Annotated in this window: 18 protein-coding genes; 7 read left to right on the top strand and 11 right to left on the bottom strand. The window is 47.9% G+C overall.

What is annotated here, in order from left to right:
* Positions 1–133 precede the first annotated feature (133 nt).
* The 11 genes from glyA to apaG all read right to left on the bottom strand — a co-directional run bounded on the left by glyA (position 134) and on the right by apaG (position 12,215).
* The gene (gene glyA, locus LG219_RS01920; protein WP_173534119.1) at positions 134–1,381 is read right to left on the bottom strand and encodes a serine hydroxymethyltransferase; all 1,248 of its coding nucleotides are present in this window, start codon (positions 1,379–1,381) and stop codon (positions 134–136) included.
* A gap of 111 nt (positions 1,382–1,492) precedes the next feature.
* Entirely contained in the window at positions 1,493–3,148 is a 1,656-nt protein-coding gene (locus LG219_RS01925; protein ID WP_226762859.1) for a CorA family divalent cation transporter, read from the bottom strand.
* A gap of 36 nt (positions 3,149–3,184) precedes the next feature.
* Positions 3,185–3,733 (bottom strand): hypoxanthine-guanine phosphoribosyltransferase, encoded by a 549-nt coding sequence (locus LG219_RS01930; protein ID WP_226763195.1) that lies wholly within the window; start codon positions 3,731–3,733, stop codon positions 3,185–3,187.
* A 143-nt stretch (positions 3,734–3,876) separates the two neighbouring features.
* Positions 3,877–4,443, bottom strand: coding sequence for an adenine phosphoribosyltransferase (locus LG219_RS01935; RefSeq protein WP_226762860.1), 567 nt, complete (start codon positions 4,441–4,443; stop codon positions 3,877–3,879).
* 12 nt (positions 4,444–4,455) lie between these two features.
* Positions 4,456–5,748, bottom strand: a complete 1,293-nt coding sequence (locus tag LG219_RS01940; RefSeq protein WP_226762861.1) for an NCS2 family permease — start codon at positions 5,746–5,748, stop codon at positions 4,456–4,458.
* A gap of 79 nt (positions 5,749–5,827) precedes the next feature.
* Entirely contained in the window at positions 5,828–6,397 is a 570-nt protein-coding gene (locus LG219_RS01945; protein WP_226762862.1) for a TMEM165/GDT1 family protein, read from the bottom strand.
* 260 nt (positions 6,398–6,657) lie between these two features.
* On the bottom strand, positions 6,658–7,119 hold the full coding sequence (locus LG219_RS01950) for a low molecular weight protein-tyrosine-phosphatase (protein ID WP_226762863.1): 462 nt from the start codon (positions 7,117–7,119) through the stop codon (positions 6,658–6,660).
* 23 nt (positions 7,120–7,142) lie between these two features.
* Positions 7,143–8,510 carry an L-serine ammonia-lyase gene (locus LG219_RS01955; protein WP_226763196.1) on the bottom strand — a complete coding sequence of 456 codons (1,368 nt, stop codon included), beginning with the start codon at positions 8,508–8,510 and terminating at the stop codon, positions 7,143–7,145.
* Positions 8,511–8,623: 113 nt separating this feature from the next.
* On the bottom strand, positions 8,624–9,859 hold the full coding sequence (locus tag LG219_RS01960) for an amino acid permease (RefSeq protein ID WP_226762864.1): 1,236 nt from the start codon (positions 9,857–9,859) through the stop codon (positions 8,624–8,626).
* A 203-nt stretch (positions 9,860–10,062) separates the two neighbouring features.
* Positions 10,063–11,838 carry an ABCB family ABC transporter ATP-binding protein/permease gene (locus LG219_RS01965; protein ID WP_226762865.1) on the bottom strand — a complete coding sequence of 592 codons (1,776 nt, stop codon included), beginning with the start codon at positions 11,836–11,838 and terminating at the stop codon, positions 10,063–10,065.
* Positions 11,838–12,215 carry a Co2+/Mg2+ efflux facilitator ApaG/CorD gene (apaG, locus tag LG219_RS01970; RefSeq protein WP_226762866.1) on the bottom strand — a complete coding sequence of 126 codons (378 nt, stop codon included), beginning with the start codon at positions 12,213–12,215 and terminating at the stop codon, positions 11,838–11,840. The genes LG219_RS01965 and apaG overlap by 1 nt, the downstream gene beginning before the upstream one ends.
* A gap of 155 nt (positions 12,216–12,370) precedes the next feature.
* Between apaG and rpe the strand changes: the two genes are divergently transcribed.
* The 7 genes from rpe to trpD all read left to right on the top strand — a co-directional run bounded on the left by rpe (position 12,371) and on the right by trpD (position 18,185).
* The gene (gene rpe, locus LG219_RS01975) at positions 12,371–13,048 is read left to right on the top strand and encodes a ribulose-phosphate 3-epimerase (RefSeq protein WP_173534109.1); all 678 of its coding nucleotides are present in this window, start codon (positions 12,371–12,373) and stop codon (positions 13,046–13,048) included.
* A complete protein-coding gene (locus LG219_RS01980) occupies positions 13,048–13,386 on the top strand; it encodes an ArsC/Spx/MgsR family protein (RefSeq protein WP_226762867.1) in 339 nt (112 codons plus the stop codon). Before rpe ends, LG219_RS01980 begins: the two co-directional genes overlap by 1 nt.
* Before the next feature lie 59 nt (positions 13,387–13,445).
* Positions 13,446–14,111 carry a phosphoglycolate phosphatase gene (locus LG219_RS01985; protein ID WP_226762868.1) on the top strand — a complete coding sequence of 222 codons (666 nt, stop codon included), beginning with the start codon at positions 13,446–13,448 and terminating at the stop codon, positions 14,109–14,111.
* A 372-nt stretch (positions 14,112–14,483) separates the two neighbouring features.
* Positions 14,484–15,953, top strand: coding sequence for an anthranilate synthase component I (gene trpE / locus LG219_RS01990; protein WP_226762869.1), 1,470 nt, complete (start codon positions 14,484–14,486; stop codon positions 15,951–15,953).
* Between the two features lie 38 nt (positions 15,954–15,991).
* Positions 15,992–16,369: a GxxExxY protein gene (locus LG219_RS01995; protein ID WP_226762870.1), complete on the top strand. Its 378-nt coding sequence runs from the start codon at positions 15,992–15,994 to the stop codon at positions 16,367–16,369.
* 43 nt (positions 16,370–16,412) lie between these two features.
* Complete coding sequence (locus tag LG219_RS02000) at positions 16,413–16,982, top strand: anthranilate synthase component II (RefSeq protein ID WP_226762871.1); 570 nt, start codon at positions 16,413–16,415, stop codon at positions 16,980–16,982.
* A 177-nt stretch (positions 16,983–17,159) separates the two neighbouring features.
* Positions 17,160–18,185: an anthranilate phosphoribosyltransferase gene (trpD, locus tag LG219_RS02005; protein ID WP_226762872.1), complete on the top strand. Its 1,026-nt coding sequence runs from the start codon at positions 17,160–17,162 to the stop codon at positions 18,183–18,185.
* The last annotated feature ends 83 nt before the right edge of the window (positions 18,186–18,268 follow it).

Here is an 18,268-nt window from a genome sequence, read left to right on the forward strand (position 1 = left end):
ACATTGGTAGTAATACGCTTGGTATATTAATCCAAGTCAACTGACAGCTGCCTTGGATTAATATACCTCTGTTTTATACGACAAAATGCAAAAAGGTGGTGCAGGTGCACCACCTTTTTTTAATGGCGTGAAATTATACTTCGTAAACTGGGAAACGCGCCGTTAATGCTTTTACTTTTTCGGCAACAGCAGCCAAATTAGCTTCATCATTCGGGTTGTCTAATACGTCAGCAATTAAATGCGCGACTTGAATCGCTTCAGCCTCTTTAAAGCCACGAGTGGTAATGGCAGGTGCGCCAATACGGATACCTGAAGTTACAAACGGGCTTTCTGGATCATTTGGGATCGCATTTTTATTCACGGTAATGTGTGCTTTACCCAAAACCGCATCGGCCGCTTTACCAGTCAAACCTTTAGGACGCAAGTCAACCAAGAATACGTGCGATTCAGTACGGCCAGAAATAATCCGCAGACCACGCTCAGCCAAGGTTGCTGCCATGGCTTGCGCATTGAGCAACACTTGTTTTTGATAGGTTTTGAATTCTTCTGTTGCCGCCTCTTTAAATGCAATCGCTTTACCGGCGATCACATGCATTAGCGGGCCGCCTTGCAGTGTTGGGAACACATTGGAATTGATTGATTTTTCAAACTCAGCTTTCGCCAAGATAATACCGCCACGTGGGCCACGCAGTGTTTTATGCGTGGTTGAGGTCACAAAATGAGCGTGTGGAACTGGGTTTGGATAAACACCGGCAGCAATCAAACCGGCGTAATGCGCCATATCAACCATGAAGTAAGCGCCCACTTTGTCGGCGATTTCACGCATGCGCGCCCAGTCAAAACGCAAGGCATAAGCAGAAGCGCCGCCAATCAACAACTTTGGCTTGGTTTCCAGCGCAACACGCTCCATATCGTCGTAATCGATTTCTTCGTTTTCATTCAAACCGTAAGCCACGATATTGAATAATTTACCCGATAAATTGGCTGGAGAACCATGCGTTAAATGACCACCATGACCCAGATTCATACCCATAATGGTATCGCCCGGCTTCAAGATAGAAAAATACACGGCTTGGTTGGCTTGCGAGCCCGAATGCGGCTGCACATTGGCGTATTCAGCGCCAAACAATGCTTTGACACGATCAATCGCCAATTGCTCGATGACGTCAACGTATTCACAGCCACCATAAAAACGCTTACCTGGATAGCCTTCAGCGTATTTGTTGGTCAGTTGCGAGCCTTGAGCCTCCATCACTGCTGGGCTAGTGTAGTTTTCCGACGCAATCAACTCGATGTGTTCGTGTTGACGAACAACTTCTGCTGCCATGGCAGCGGCGAGATCAGGATCATACTGGGCAATGGTTTGAGACTTAGAGAACATGAGTTAACGCATCCGTATTCATCGTTAAAAGATGCGCAATTCTACCACGACATGAGCAACTTACAGCGGTCCGATCGACAAAACATCTGCTCACATCAGCATGCATCATTTTCATAGTTTGCTTTTTATATGTAAACACTGCTTAATTTTACTCACCCAAAGAATTCGATCATCAGAAAGTACATCTAAAAACTCAGACAGATTTTTTGATTTGGCAACGGTGTATAGAATCAAAATCGTAATTGGAATACTGACACCAATAAAATACCACAACTTATTCCAGCCGGTTTCTTCGGCCAAAGCAAATAAATTCATCCCCAAAAAACCAGTAATTGTCGTTCCGACCAAACCCAAAATCGTCACCACCGTCAATCGAACAACGGTATCGGCCTGCCGACGTAAATCTTCATTTTCTAGATATTGGCTCATTGCCTGTACCGACTCTCGCACGTCAGAATACAAGGTCTCGGTATCTAAATGGCGTTTCAACATCAAAAACAATTGACTACTAATGGCTTGATTGGAAACTTCGCGAAACCAATAACGCTGCGTAAAGCGTAAAAAAGCGGCCTGAAGCAGCCGCGTTTCACGCTTAAAATTGCGAATTGAGGTTTCATCTTGCACATTGAGTTTAGCTAACGCCACAGCCAGACGATCAGAGAACATCAATAGCGAAGCTTTGTGAAAGTGAGCGATCAGTGTCAGCAAAAAATATTGATGCCGAAATTGGCCTAAAGAACCGGTATAAGGATCAACAAAGAAGGGGTTGCCCGCCATGCCCACCATGACAAATGCGTGACCATTACACATCAACCGTGTTGAGGCCATGGGACTGTTATTTTCAGGAATCCAAAATCGATCGTAGCAACAATTAGACTCAAAAGCCGCAAATACCTTTTTAGAAAAAGGCAGCGCATCCATATCACTGGGTCGACTCACCGTCCCTAAACGGTAAAAATCTTCGTCCGACAGTACAAAGGGATCTTCAAATGACAAGTAGGCCAGCATGGGCATGCGATGATATTCGATTTGCCGATAACGCAAATCTCCCACCGCATTAGAATGATGCATCACCAAAGGACTGAGCAAATACTCCCAGTGGGACGCCATCTTGGGCGCACAAAATTGTCCCATATGCTGCAAATAGCCCGCTCGATCTTCGTAATCGCTCGAAGCAATGACTTCACCCGCCGCATCAAGCCAAGCGACTTTACGCAGGCAACTGGTTGCCGTTTCGTTTTCATCCCACTGCGCAGGAAAGGTACGACCAAAACGAAACATGGCGTCTTGCACGCGTCTGAGCGATAAATTGTCACCACCCAATTCCAGCGCAAAAATAACGACATCCAGATCGTAAAAAAAATACAGGTCTAAATGGATCACTTTAAAATGGTGTGTTTTACCATCTTTAAAGACCATTAAGACCTGTTGAATGTCTTTACGACGAAAAACGTGCATGGGTGAGTGGCCATAATTTGCGGCATCACCGGCTTCACTACGCCCTTCTCCGTACAAAAAACGCTGCACATACGGCAAAAAAGTGACAAATTCTCGATAGTGTCGCTCTTTGAATTCGGCTGGGTCGCCATCAAATTCCGTTGGCCTAGGCTGCCAAGGCGAGCCCGCTGTCGATAACGCCGACATCACCTCCCAGTGACGCCCCATCGCACGACTTCGCCCCCTCACTTCGGGCAAAGGCATTAATTGCAACGGCCAAATCAGAATCTGTCGATAATGCTTCACAACGATATCGGTGCTGTTGCCCATGATGTCTCCATGGCTGCAACCCGCACCAAAGTGTGATTACAGCCCTTTTACCGCATAAATCGCCAATGTATTACGCCAGTAACCCTGATAATCCATACCACAACCAAACAAGAACCGGTCTTCTACCTCAAGACCGACAAAGTCAGCTTTAATCCCCGGTGCTTTGCGATCGTGTTTTTTATCAATCAACACCGCAACGTGCACCGCACTGGCACCTTGTTGCTTACAATACTCAACGATGGCAGCCAAGGTATGACCCTCATCGAGAATATCATCAACAATAATCACCGTACGCCCACGCAAATCTTCGCGAGGTTTTACTTTCCAATCGAGCTCGCCACCGCTCGTTTCGTTGCGATAACGCGTGGCATGCATGTATGAAATTTCAAGCGGAAAACGTAGACGAGGCAATAAATGTCCCGACACAATTAAGCCGCCATTGAGTACGGTATAGACAATGGGATTGGTATGGGCCAATGTGGCACACATTGCCTCACCCATTTGGTCTAACGCAGCTTGAACCTCAACTTCACTATGCAAGCAGTCTGCATTATCAAGAATAGTTCTAGCTTCAGGTAATTGCATCGTCACGATAAATCCTTTGTTTATTTCATTTCACTTACAGCAGCAAACCAAAATATCCGAAGCGGTGCTGTCAACTCATCTTCAACCAGCGATTAAAATGAATTGCTCAGCACCATTGCGGATGAATGATGTGAATGCCTTTATTAATGTCCAGCGAAGTTGCAGACTGTAAATAATTCAATCTGCTGATCTCTCACCAATTTTGAGCCGCCTAACTCAGGCAGATCAACAATGGCCGCCGCCTCGACCACCTCAGCACCCAAGCGTTTTAGCAGATTTGCTGCTGCAATCATGGTGCCACCGGTGGCCACTAAATCATCAATCAACAAAACACGGTCACCTGCTTTACAAGCATCTGCATGCAGCTCTACGGTGGCAGAACCGTACTCCAGCTCGTACTCTTCAGCAATCGTATTAAATGGCAATTTGCCCTTTTTACGAATAGGAACAAAACCAAGATTGAGTTCGTAAGCGACAACCGCGCCTAAAATAAATCCACGGGCATCGATTCCTGCGACGACATCCAGCTTTTGATCCATATAGCGATGAACAAAAATATCGACTAATAGGCGAAACGTCTTTTTGTCTTGCAATAAGGGCGTGATATCGCGAAACATAACCCCAGCTTGCGGCCAATCGGCAACAGTGCGAATTCGATCACGAATATAGTTCGCATTAGGTAATGCGTCATTGCTAATGGATTCAGTCATCCGAACGCTCGCTTAATGGAAAAAGGCAAATTTAACAATCCACAACGCAGCAATAATTAAAACTGCGGCGCTGAGGTCTTTAAAACGGCCAGCTAAAAGCTTAATCACAGCATAGCTGATAAAGCCAAATGCAATACCATCCGCAATTGAGAAGGTAAATGGCATGGCCAGTGCAGTCATTACTGCTGGCGCCGACTCTGTCAAATCATCCCATTCAATCTCAGCCAAACCGCGCGTCATTAAAACGGCGACATAACACAGTGCTGGGGCTGTTGCATAGGCGGGTACCGTAGCGGCCAATGGCGAGAACCAAAGCGCCAATAAAAATAGAATCGCAACCACTAAAGAAGTCAAACCTGTACGGCCACCGACTGCAGTACCTGCCGCCGATTCAACATAGGCGGTACTGGATGAGGTACCCATAACAGCGCCGGCAGTGATGGCAACTGAATCGGCCAGCAAGGCTTTCTTCAAACGCGGCAGTTTGCCATCTTTATCGAGCAAACCTGCGCGGTGCGAAACACCGACCAAAGTGCCGGTGGTATCAAATAAATCAACAAAGAATAAAACAAAAACAACGCCCAATAAGGCCACATCCAATGCACCCATTAAATCCATTTGCATGAAGGTTGGTGCCATTGACGGCGGAGCAGAAAATACGCCCTTAAATTCAGACAGCCCCATGCCAATTGACATTAAAGTTACTGCCAAAATTGAAATAATAATCGAGCCATGTACCTTGCGGTACTCCAAAGCAACGATCAAAAAGAAGCCAAAAATCGCCAACAATGTTTGTGGTGCGTGGATATCACCCAAAGTCACTAGCGTCGCAGGAGATCCGGTAACGACGCCGGCATTTTTAAGCGCAACAATCGCCAAAAACATCCCAACACCGGCTGAAATCGCTAATTTTAGTGAGTGCGGAATCGCATTCACAATCGCTTCACGAACTTTAAAGAGCGAGACGCAAAGAAAAATCACTCCAGAGATAAATACGGCACCCAGCGCCACTTGCCAAGACACCCCCATACCCAAAACAACGGTATAGGTAAAATAGGCGTTCAAACCCATGCCTGGTGCGAGTGCGATAGGGTAATTGGCCACTAAGGCCATAATCGCAGTACCCAATGCAGCGGCCAAACAAGTCGCCACAAACACTGAATTAAAATCCATCCCAGTTTTAGCTAAGATCGACGGATTAACAAAGACGATGTAAGCCATCGTTAAAAACGTAGTAAACCCTGCAATAACTTCGGTTCTTACATCGGTACCGTTTTCTTTTAGCTTAAAGAAAGACTCCAGCATACCTACTCCCTGAGATGTTTTTTTAATTAACGAATAACAAAAGCGAGCACAAGGCTCGCCTTCTCTTTCAACTACTTTTTTAACCTGCAGCCCCCGTCAGAGCCAAGAGACCAAGAATGGCAAAAATACCCGCCGCGACAAAGCGAATCATTTGCAATAAATGCATTCGTTCTGCGATCCAACGTCCTAAATACACTGCAGGTACATTGGCGAGCATCATGCCTATCGTTGTTCCCATAACCACCTGCCACAATGGGGTGTACTTTAAAGCCAAAGCGACCGTTGCAATTTGCGTTTTATCACCGATTTCAGCAAAAAAGAACGCAATGGTTGTCGCAACAAACGCCCCGTAAGGCTTAACCTGTGATTCTTCTTCGCTAATTTTATCTGGCACTAAAGCCCACGCTGCAATCGCCAAAAAGCCAAGCCCAACAATCCAGCGCAAAATATCAGCAGAAATCAAACCGGCCACCTGCTGCCCGATCCATGCGGCAGCAAAGTGATTCAAAACAGTTGCAACAAAAATGCCCGCCACAATCGGCAACGGCCGACGAAAACGGGCAGCAAGAATCAACGAAAGCAATTGTGTTTTATCACCCATCTCGGCAATAGCCACTACGCCAGTTGAAACTAACAACGTGTCAAACATAAACAGCACTCCGGATGGGCAGAAACAAGAAGTCATTGCGCGTAGCCCATCCAGGAATACACGACAACAACTTCAGGTCTCGTCAGGCGAAGCAACAGCTCGCTATCTATGCCATGCGTTAATTTGCAAATATGTTGACATAGATCCTACTCAAATCGCTGGGTTTTGGGCCCAACATCAAGGCAGGCGACTACTCCCCCGAAGGGTAAGGCGGCATTTTAATGCTTTTTATGGCCTAAGTGCAAATCGGGGTTTACCCGCTAACGTAAAGCTTGCAAAATGCCATCGCATGCATCTTCGATCAAATCGAGCACTAACTCAAAACCGGCATCACCACCATAATAAGGATCTGGCACTTCACGCTCGCTCGATTGCGTCGCAAAACTCATAAATAAACGCAATTTGTGCTGATGGGCCGCAGGGCAATGCTGTTTCAAGTAAGCTAGGTGACTGTTATCCATCGCCAGAATCAAGTCATACTCAGCAAAATCCATCGCACTCACTTGCCTAGCCCGTAAAGCCGATAAATCATAGCCTCGGCGCAAGGCATGCTTTTGCGCCCGTCGATCGGGTGCCTCACCCACGTGATAGCTTTGCGTTCCGGCAGAATCAACTTCAATGTGCCCCGCTAAATGCTGCGCCAGCACTTGATGTCGCAACACACCATCGGCCGTCGGGCTGCGACAAATATTGCCAGTACAAACCATCAGCACTTTTTGCATCTACTTGCCTCCCGTTTATTGGGTTAACACGCCGGCACACCCACCGTCAGCGCCAAACCACCTAAGGATGTTTCCTTATAGATATTATGCATATCCATGCCCGTGCGGTACATCGTCGCAATGACTTCGTCTAGGCTCACCTTGTGCTCGCCGTTTTCCATTAACGCCAATTGCGCGACTTTAATCGCTTTTTCAGCAGCAACACCATTGCGTTCTACACACGGAATTTGCACCAAGCCACCAACAGGATCACACGTTAAGCCAAGATGATGTTCCATGCCGATTTCAGCCGCATTTTCAACTTGCTCTAATGTCCCGCCGAGTACCGCACAATACGCACCCGCCGCCATGGAACACGCCACGCCCACTTCACCTTGACAGCCGACTTCAGCGCCAGAAATAGACGCATTCATTTTATACAACATGCCAATCGCGGCAGCCGTTAGCAAAAAGTCCACCACGCCAGCATCATTAGCGTTGGGGGTAAAATTGCGATAGTACTGCAAAACAGCTGGGATAATCCCCGCCGCACCATTGGTCGGTGCAGTGACAATGCGGCCACCACTGGCATTTTCTTCTGAAACGGCAATCGCATAAATCATCGGCCACAACATGAAATCAGCGCGCCCAGTCAGTTGCATACCGACCATTTTGCGGAAAATCCCCGGCGCTCGACGTTTTACATGATAGCCACCGGGCAACTCACCTTCACGGGTACAGCCATTATGAATGCACTGCTGCATCACATTGGCGATTTCCAATAACTGCGCACGCACAGTCACTTCCGATTGCGTGGCCAGCTCATTGGCCAACATAATCTGAGCGATTGTTTTACCCTCTGTACGGCAATGCGCTAATAAATCAGCCGCATTTTGAAATGGAAACGGCACCGGTGTGGATTCACGCGTTTGGCCAAATTCAGCCTCACTCACCACAAATCCGCCACCAATCGAGAAGAACACATCGTTGGCTAATTCAACACCCTCAACATCAAAAGCGCGAAAGCGCAGACCATTTGAATGTTGCTTTAAAAATAAATGCTTATGCAACTGAACATCTTGGTGGAAATCAAAAGCAATCGGATGTGTGCCGGCAAGCAATAATTGTGCGTCTGGCGCCTTGAGTTGTTTTAGACGTAAGTCCACCCGTTCAGGCGCAACAAACTTAGGGGTATCGCCCTCTAGACCAACCAAAGCAGCGCTAACAGAGCCATGCCCCTCACCAGTCAATGCCAGTGAACCATAAAAATCAACCGAGACACGGCGAATTTGCAGCAATTGGCCTTGGGCCATTAAATCGTCAACAAACGTTTTTGCGGCCACCATCGGCCCCACTGTATGAGAACTTGATGGGCCAATACCAATTTTAAATAAATCAAAAACACTTAACATCATTCACTCCCGTCAGCAGGATCACCGCCAACTGCTAAATAAAATGGATCAGACGAGCGATGAGCCCGACTGATCCAGCAAATCAAAACCAACTCATTAAGTATCGGTGCAAATTACAAATAACTGCCGACAAAGTCACCCACAATCCCGATCAAACCCATTACAAAGATAAAACCAGCCATTTTTGATTGATAAATAAACAAGCGCGGAATTCGTTTCATCAACATCACCGGCATTAAGTAAGCATAAATCGCAATAATCGGCGCAGACAACGCCCCGATGATTTTCAAAATTGGCGGGTTATATACGGCCAAGAACCACAAACCAATCATCATCACCAGCGTCACAATCATATTGATTTTTTTGCGATTTAATTTCGCTTCCGCCGCTGGATTGTTCCAAGTCATCACCCGAGTCGTAATGCCAACCAAACCCTCACGAGTGCCGACAAAGTGACCAAAATACGAGCTGGCAATCGCAAGAAAGGCGATCAGCGGAATCAGATATTGCAAGAATGGTTGCGACACAATCAAAGAAACCGTCGTCAAAATATCAACGTTTTTCGCTTGCGACATCGCCAACACTTCAGGCGAAGTGGCCAGTACCATCGAGAAAACGAAAAACATCACAAACACCAACAAAATCAACGAAGTCCACTTGATAATGCCATCGGTACGTTGCACCGCTTCTTCAGCAGAATATTGCGAGCGGTAAGATGCCGCTAACGTCGAGCATACTGGAGAGAAATTCATCGCAAAAACGAGCACAGGAAACAATAACAGCATGTTTTTAAACACATCACCGACTTCAAATGGTGCGCTTAAAATCGCGGTGTTCCATTGCGGGATCATATAAATTGACAACCCGGCCAGCATAATAATCAACGGAAAAGTCATCATGGAAGTAACGCGGACCATGAATTTTTCACCCGCCAAAATCACTCCCGTTAAACCGGCCAAGAGCAAGAACGTCAACACGGTGCGCGAAGTACCTTCCACGCCCATTTGATTATGTAAGAAAGACTCAACAATATTGGTCACACCGGTGGCGTAACCCACGCAAATGGTCACAATCGACAAGAAGTACAAAATAGAAACGGCAAAACCCACATTACGGCCAAGGTCATATTCAACTGCGCCGATAATGTCTGTCGGCTGAGGGCAAGATGCAACAACCCGTGTAATCCCACGATGGGCAACAAACGTAATTGGGAAAATAATTGCCGTTAAAATCAACATCGGCCAAATTCCACCCAAACCAGCACGAATAGGGAGGTATAAGATCCCAGCCCCCACCGCTGTTCCGAAGCACGTCAATACCCATTCCCAATCTTTACGATCTAACGACATATGCCAACCCCTAAAATAATAGCGCCACACACTGACGTACAGTATGTAGTCGATGTGGGCGCTATTACACGCGATCTGCATAAATAAAACTGTGACAAATTTACACAAAAACCTTACATTCTGATTGGCGTTTGATTTTTAACAATAAACCTAAAAAAGCTAGGGCTTTACTGTATATATTTTTAAAATAAAACCCGAATTACTTACTCGGCACTCAACTGCAACGCCCACATTTGGGCGTAAACGCCATCCAAAGCCAACAATTGTCGGTGGCTGCCGCGCTCAACAATGCAGCCGTCGCGCATCACCAAGATTTCATCGGCATCCGATATCGTCGACAAGCGATGCGCCACAACCAAAGTTGTTCGATTTAGAGAAATCGCTTTTAATTCAGCTTGAATGGCTTTTTCCGTATGAGAGTCAAGCGCACTGGTGGCCTCATCAAAAATCAAAATTGGCGGGTTTTTCAAGACGGTACGCGCAATCGCTACCCTTTGCTTTTCGCCTCCTGACAGTTTCAAACCACGCTCACCAACAGTGGTTTCAAAACCATCAGGCAGACTCATAATAAAATCATAGATATGCGCTGATTTTGCCGCCTCAATCACTTCATCACGACTGGCGCTTGGTTTTCCGTAAGCAATGTTGTAGTAAATTGTGTCGTTAAACAAAACCGTATCTTGCGGAACAATCCCAATGTGCGAGCGCAAACTGGCTTGCGTTAAATCACGCAAATCAACGCCATTAATACAAATTGAGCCTGAGTTCACATCGTAAAAGCGATACAACAAGCGCGACAAGGTCGATTTGCCCGCGCCACTGGCACCAACCACCGCCACCGTTTTGCCTGCAGGGATGCTAAAGCTCACATCGTGCAGAATCTGCCGATTGGGCTCATACGCAAAATCAACCTGCGAGAACGTAATGGCCGCACTGCTCGTTTGCAAAGCTTGCGCATTCGTCTTGTCTTTGATTTCTGCGCCCTTACTCATTAAGCCAAACATTTTTTCCATATCGGCTAAAGAGTTTTTAATTTCACGGTAAACAAAGCCCAAAAAATTCAGTGGCGCATACAGTTGTAATAAGAACGCATTCACCAATACCAAATCACCCAACGTCATCGTGCCTTTCACCACGCCATCGGCCGCCATCCCCACCAACAGCGTGACCCCGACGGCAATAATAATGGCCTGGCCGGCATTTAAAAATGACAAAGACACTTGATTGCGCACTGCTGCGCCTTCCCATTGCTGCATACTGGCGTCGTAACGTTCGGCTTCCCAGCGCTCGTTGCCGAAATACTTCACGGTTTCATAATTAATTAAACTATCAATAGCCCGGGTATTGGCATTGGAATCTAAAACATTCATTTCACGCCGATAGCGCATCCGCCACTCGGTAACGCCCAGCGTAAATGCGATATAAACTGCGACGGTTGCAAATGTGACTGCGGCAAACCACCAGTCATATTTTTTAAGCAAAATCACCGCCACTAAAGCAATTTCAACCAAGGTCGGCAAAATATTGAACAACATAAAGTTCAATAAAAACGCAATCCCTTTGGTGCCGCGATCAATATCGCGACTCATGCCGCCAGTTTGGCGCTCCAGATGAAAGCGCAACGACAAACGATGCAAATGCTCAAACACCTGCAAGGCCACCCGGCGAATAGCACCTTGCGTGACTTTGGCAAACACCGCATCGCGCATCTCACCAAACACCGCCGAGCTCAGACGCAGTGCGCCATAGGCCAAAATTAACGTCAGTGGCAGCACTAAAGCCTGATTTTGCACGTCCAGATGATCAACGATGTCTTTGAGTACCAAGGGCACCGACACATTGGCGAGTTTGGCGGCAATCAGCAAACTAAGCGCAGCAAAAACTCGAAACTTATATTGCATCAAGTAAGGCAATAAGGTGGATAAGGTTTGCCAATCTTTACGCGGTGGCTTTGATTTGTTTTCTACTGTTGATGTCATTAATGCAATGTCCGAGGCATAGAAAGAATAAATGGCGCAATCGTGGCTTCAAATTCAGTACCATCGGCCGCCATCATTTGGTAGCTACCATACATGGTGCCAACCGGCGCATTGAGCGTCACGCCGCTGGTATATTCAAAAGACTCACCCGGTGCAATCTCAGGATGTTCACCCACCACCCCCAAACCGCGCACTTCTTGTTTTTGGCCTTGGCCATCTTCAATCACCCAGTGCCGTGCCATCAACTTAGCGGGCACGTTGCCTTCATTGGTAATGGTAATTTGATAGGCAAAAGTGTATTGCTCGGCACTTTCATTGGATTGCTCGGCAAGATAAAACGGCCGAGCCGTCACGCTAATTTTATAAGTGGCTTCCAATTTAAAATTCTCCGTATGTCCTGTGGTAGATCAGGGCGATGTGGCAGTTTACCAGCGTGGCGAACGCATATTGAGCAAAGTCATCTTGTTTTCGCGTTAAACTGGCACACTAGAGCCTACTAGTGCCTATTCTTGCCTTCTTAGGAGCCGGATTCATGACTTATCGCATCGCCCCAAGTATTTTATCGGCTGACTTTGCCCGTTTGGGTGAAGAAGTAAAAAACGTTATCGCTGCTGGCGCCGACATCATTCACTTTGATGTCATGGATAACCATTATGTGCCTAATCTCACCATAGGTCCTTTGGTTTGCGATGCCATCCGGCCATGGACCGACGCGCCGATTGATGTGCATTTAATGGTAAAACCGGTTGATCGTATTATCCCCGACTTTGCCAAAGCGGGCGCCAACATCATTACTTTCCACCCCGAAGCCTCTGAGCATATTGATCGCTCTTTAGGTTTAATTAAAGAATCGGGCTGTAAAGCGGGTTTAGTCTTTAATCCGGCCACACCACTGCATTACCTTGACTACGTGATGGACAAAATTGACATGATTTTGCTGATGTCAGTCAATCCCGGTTATGGCGGCCAATCCTTTATTGCCGAAACTTTAGTCAAAGCACGGCAAGCGCGCGCTTTAATCGATGCTTATACCGCCAAAACTGGCCGTGAAATCTGGCTGGAAATCGATGGCGGGGTCAAAGTCGACAATATTGCCGCGTGTGCGGCGGCGGGCGTCGATACCTTTGTTGCGGGTTCCGCTATTTATGGCCAACCCGATTACAAAACCGTCATTGACCAAATGCGCGCCGAACTGGCCAAGGTGGCGTAATGCAGCTGCTGCACAATCCACGCTGTAGCAAAAGCCGCGAGGCCCTGAGCGAACTGAACGCCTTAGGGCATTCGCCAGAGGTTCGTCTTTACCTTGAGAACGCGCTGAGCGCCGATGAAATCACGGCTTTACTGGCGATGCTCGACATCGCCGCGCTGGATTTAGTGCGGCAAAAAGAACCGCTTTGGGCTGAGTTATGCCAAGGGCGAGTATTAAGCGCAGCGCAGATTATCGAGCACCTCGCTGCGCACCCCCAGTTGATCGAGCGGCCGGTTTTAATTCACCAAGGCAAAGCAGCAATCGGCCGCCCTTTTACACGCTTACTGACTATTTTGTAAATCGATACGATCAATGGCGTTTTTTGACTTAGATTTTTGCAGACATGAATGAGGCTTCAATGAGTATTATTGCTTGTGCATTTGACCTTGACGGCACTTTAGTCGATTCAATCCATGATTTAGCCCGTGCCGCCAATTTAGCGCGCGCCGACGCGAGACTGTCCCCACTGGAAAGTGATCGCGTTGCCAGCTTTGTTGGTGATGGCGCCGCCAGTTTAGTCGCAAGGGTATTGGCTGACAGCCATGATGCAGAATATACCGGCAGTGATATACAGCGTGAGGGTATGCTGAGCTTTAATGCGCACTACCTTGCAGGCCTGCATATCGCAACGCGCTTTTACCCTAAAGTACTCGCCACCTTACATCTACTGCGCGAGCGGCAAGTTCCATTAGCACTGGTTACCAATAAACCAGAACGCTTCACCCTGCCTTTGCTACGCGAGTTGGGTATCGACACGCATTTTGAGGTGGTGGTCGCTGGCGACACTGTCAGCAATAAAAAACCCTCTGCTGATCCGCTCCTGTATGCCGCCAGCCGATTAAACGTACCCACCAGTCAGTTGCTGATGGTCGGTGACTCAATCAACGATGTATTGTCAGCAAGGGCGGCGGGCTGCCCTGTACTGACAGTCAGTTATGGTTATGGCAGCGACGTTGAATCACTCAATGCCGATGCGGTAATTCATAGCTTTGCTGATTTATGTGACTTTCTCGATCTCGCTTAAACACAACGCTTGGGCAGGCTAAAGCCACGTCATTAACGTCAGCGAATTTAAGTTTGAACATTGAAGGTGATGCACAAATCAAATCGCTGACTATGGTTCCAGCTGACCGCGTGATTGGGCAGCAATAGCCGATTTAACGCTTATTGCTTGCGAACAAATCTATTTCTTCGCAAGCAATGTCACACCGATTGCGCGTGAATTTGACGGTCTTGTTCAGTTCACGCACAATTGGGGCTTACTTCTCGATTTAAATAGATATCAATCCACATGGCTTTTTACTCCGCACAGCAGCAATACGCAATTTTTGAATGGCGATGGCGTCGCTGATCTCGCGCGCAGACGTCCTTCTTCTATTCTATTTGGAGTAACACCATGATTTCCCGCATCGAATTTGACGCCTTGGCCAGCCAAGGCTTTAACCGCATTCCGCTAATCCAAGCATTATTTGCTGATTTAGATACCCCGCTCTCGGTCTACCTTAAACTCGCCAATTGTCCGTATTCGTATTTATTAGAATCGGTCGTCGGTGGCGAGCGCTTTGGCCGCTATTCATTTATTGGTTTACCAGCGCGCACCCGAATCAAAGTTTGCGGCACGCGCACTGAGCTGATTCATGACGATCAGATCATTGAAAGCCATGAAGGCAATCCACTGGATTTTATCGAAAGCTACCAAGCCCGCTTTAAAGCCCCTCCCAGTAAAGGCTTGCCGCGCTTTATGGGTGGTTTGGTCGGCTATTTTGGTTACGAAACCATTCGTTATATCGAGCGTAAACTCGCGCAATGCCAGAAAGCCGATCCAATTGGCGCGCCCGATATCCAGCTATTACTCTCCGAAGAAATCGTCGTGGTCGATAATCTAAGCGGTAAGCTGTATTTAGTGGTGTACGCCAACCCGCATGAAATCGACGCATTTGACACCGCCAGTACGCGCATTCATGCATTACGAATGAAATTACGTGAGCCGGCCAATATGGCGCTCTCGTTACCAACCGGCAATGTGGGCGTGCCGGTGTCTGAATTTGGCGAAGCGCCATTTAAGGCGGCGGTACTCAAAGCCAAAGATTACATCAAAGAGGGCGACGTGATGCAGGTGGTGCTGGCGCAACGCATGAGTGCGCCGATGCACGCCTCGGCGATGTCCTTATATCGATCGTTACGCAGCATTAACCCTTCGCCGTATATGTTTTATTACGACTTTGGTGACATGCAAATTGTTGGCGCATCGCCAGAAATTTTGGTGCGGCTCGAAGACGACACCGTCACCGTGCGCCCAATTGCTGGCACCCGAACTCGCGGTAAAGATCGCGCAGAGGATCTGGCGCTCGAGCAAGAATTACTCGCTGACGAGAAAGAAATCGCCGAACACGTGATGCTGATTGATTTGGGCCGCAATGACGCCGGTCGCGTGGCACAAACTGGCTCAGTTAAACTCGTCGACAAAATGATTGTTGAGCGCTACTCCCACGTGATGCACATTGTTTCCAGTGTAGAAGCCAAGCTCAAACCCAAACTCAGCGCGATTGACGTGCTCAAAGCCACCTTCCCCGCTGGCACGGTCTCCGGCGCGCCCAAAGTGCGCGCCATGGAAATCATTGACGAGTTGGAGCCGACTAAACGCGGCATATATTCTGGCGCAGTCGGTTATTTGGGCTTTAACGGCGATATGGACGTGGCCATTGCGCTGCGCACTGCAGTGGTTAAAAACCAAACACTCTATATGCAAGCCGGCGCCGGCATTGTGGCCGACTCTGTACCGCAAAGCGAATGGCAAGAAACGCTCAACAAAGCCCGCGCGGTACTACGCGCGGCTGAATTAGCCGAACAGGGGTTGGACGCTTAACACCTGACGCAGAGACGCAGAGGCACGGAGAATAAGCGATGCAATACAATGAGCTCAGCGAGCAAGTGATTGGCGCCGCGATTGAAGTGCATCGGCATTTAGGCCCAGGACTTCTTGAAGCTGTTTATGAATCCGCAATACTGCATGAATTAAGTTTGCGAAAACTAAACACACAAAGCCAATTAGCACTGCCTTTGCATTACAAAGGAAAAGATCTGGCCACTTCATTTCGTATTGATTTACTGATTGAAAACAAGCTAATTGTCGAAATAAAAGCGGTAGAAATCATTCTACCGGTACACAAAGCACAATTATTAAGTTATTTACGTTTAGCTCAAAAACCATTAGGGCTACTCATTAATTTCAACAGCGCACGATTGATAGAAGGCACGCATAGAATTGTAAATCACCTGTGATTTTCTCTGCGTCTCTGCGTCTCTGCGTTGAAAGGGTTTTACTATGTTACTGATGATCGACAACTACGATAGCTTTACTTACAACTTGGTGCAATATTTTGGCGAGCTCGGCCAAGACGTCCAAGTGCATCGCAACGATGAAATCAGCATCGAGCAAATCGAAGCTTTAGCGCCAAAATATCTGGTGATTTCACCCGGCCCTTGCTCGCCAAGCGAGGCGGGTATTTCGGTGGCGGCGATTAAGCATTTTGCTGGCAAGCTGCCGATTATGGGCGTGTGCTTGGGGCATCAAGCGATTGGTGAAGCCTTTGGCGGCGTGGTGTTGCACGCCAAAACCCTAATGCATGGCAAGGTATCGCCCGTTATCCATAACGATATCGGGATGTTCAAAGATATACCCTCTCCGGTTACCGTCACCCGCTACCATTCATTGGCCATTGAGCGCGATTCGCTCCCCGATTGCCTTGAAGTCACCGCATGGACCACCGACGGCGAAATTATGGGGGTGCGCCATAAAACTTTAGCCATCGAAGGCGTGCAATTTCACCCCGAATCGATCTTGACCGAGCATGGCCATCAAATGCTGGCCAATTTCTTACGCGAATTTTCTTAACAAGCCTTCAACGCAGAGACGCAGAGGCACAGAGATCAATCATTAATCGTTAGTCAGTCGCTATTCAGTCTTATTGGGGTGATTTTTTCATCACAATCAATTCACTAACGATGTCATTTAAGATTTGAATTTCTCTGCGCCTTTGCGTCTCTGCGTCAGGTTTTCTGTGGAAACACCATGATTACCGTACAAGCCGCGCTCAATCGCCTGATCGACAACAACGAATTGTTTTACGATGAAATGCTGTATTTAATGCGGCAAATCATGTCGGGTGAAATGACGCCAGCGCAAATCGCTGCACTCTTGATTGGTCTGCGCACCAAAGTCGAAACCGTTTCCGAAATTGCCGCTGCGGCCACTGTGATGCGCGAATTTTCGACCAAAGTGGCAGTACAAGATCAACGGCACCTTGTTGACACCTGCGGCACCGGCGGCGATGGCGCGCATACGTTTAATATCTCTACCTGCGCGGCTTTTGTCGCCGCGGCAGCAGGCGCCAAAGTCGCCAAACACGGCGGCCGATCAGTGTCATCGAGCTCTGGCTCGGCCGATGTGCTCGAAAGCTTTGGCGTGAATCTCAACCTGACTGCCGAACAAGTTGGCCAGTGTATTGACGAAGTCGGTTTGGGCTTTATGTTTGCCCCCAACCATCACAGCGCCATGAAATACGTCGCGCCAGTACGTAAAGAACTTGGCGTGCGCACGATTTTCAACATCCTTGGCCCACTGACAAACCCTGCTGGTGCTGACAATCAAGTGATGGGCGTGTTTCACCCAGATCTAGTGGGTATTCAAGTGCGGGTATTACAAAAGCTGGGTTCCAAGCACATACTCATCGTCCATGGCAAAGACGGCATGGACGAAATCTCGATCAGCGGCCCAACGATGATTGCCGAACTCAAAGACGGACAAATCACCGAATACGAATTTGACCCACGCCAGCTGGGATTTGAGCTCGCCGACATTAAAGCACTACACGCCAGCAATGCCGCCGAGTCCAAAGCCAAGATCGAGTCGGTACTCAACGGCGAAGTCGGCCCTTGCCGCGACATCGTCTTACTGAACGCTGGTGCTGCCATCTACGCCGCCAACTTAGCCGTCACACTCGAAGATGGCATTAATGCAGCGCATGAAGTGATTGCCAATGGCGCGGCGAAAGCCAAGCTTGCCGCGTTAATTCGTTTTACACAGGCGCTGGCCTAAGCCGATAGATTGACGTAGGGTGGCCGCGCTGCGGCGTAAGCCACCATCCTAAAAATTTAAAATATTGGCGGGTTACGCCTGTG

This window comes from Deefgea salmonis, from assembly GCF_020531905.1.
Taxonomy (GTDB): Bacteria; Pseudomonadota; Gammaproteobacteria; order Burkholderiales; family Chitinibacteraceae; genus Deefgea; species Deefgea salmonis.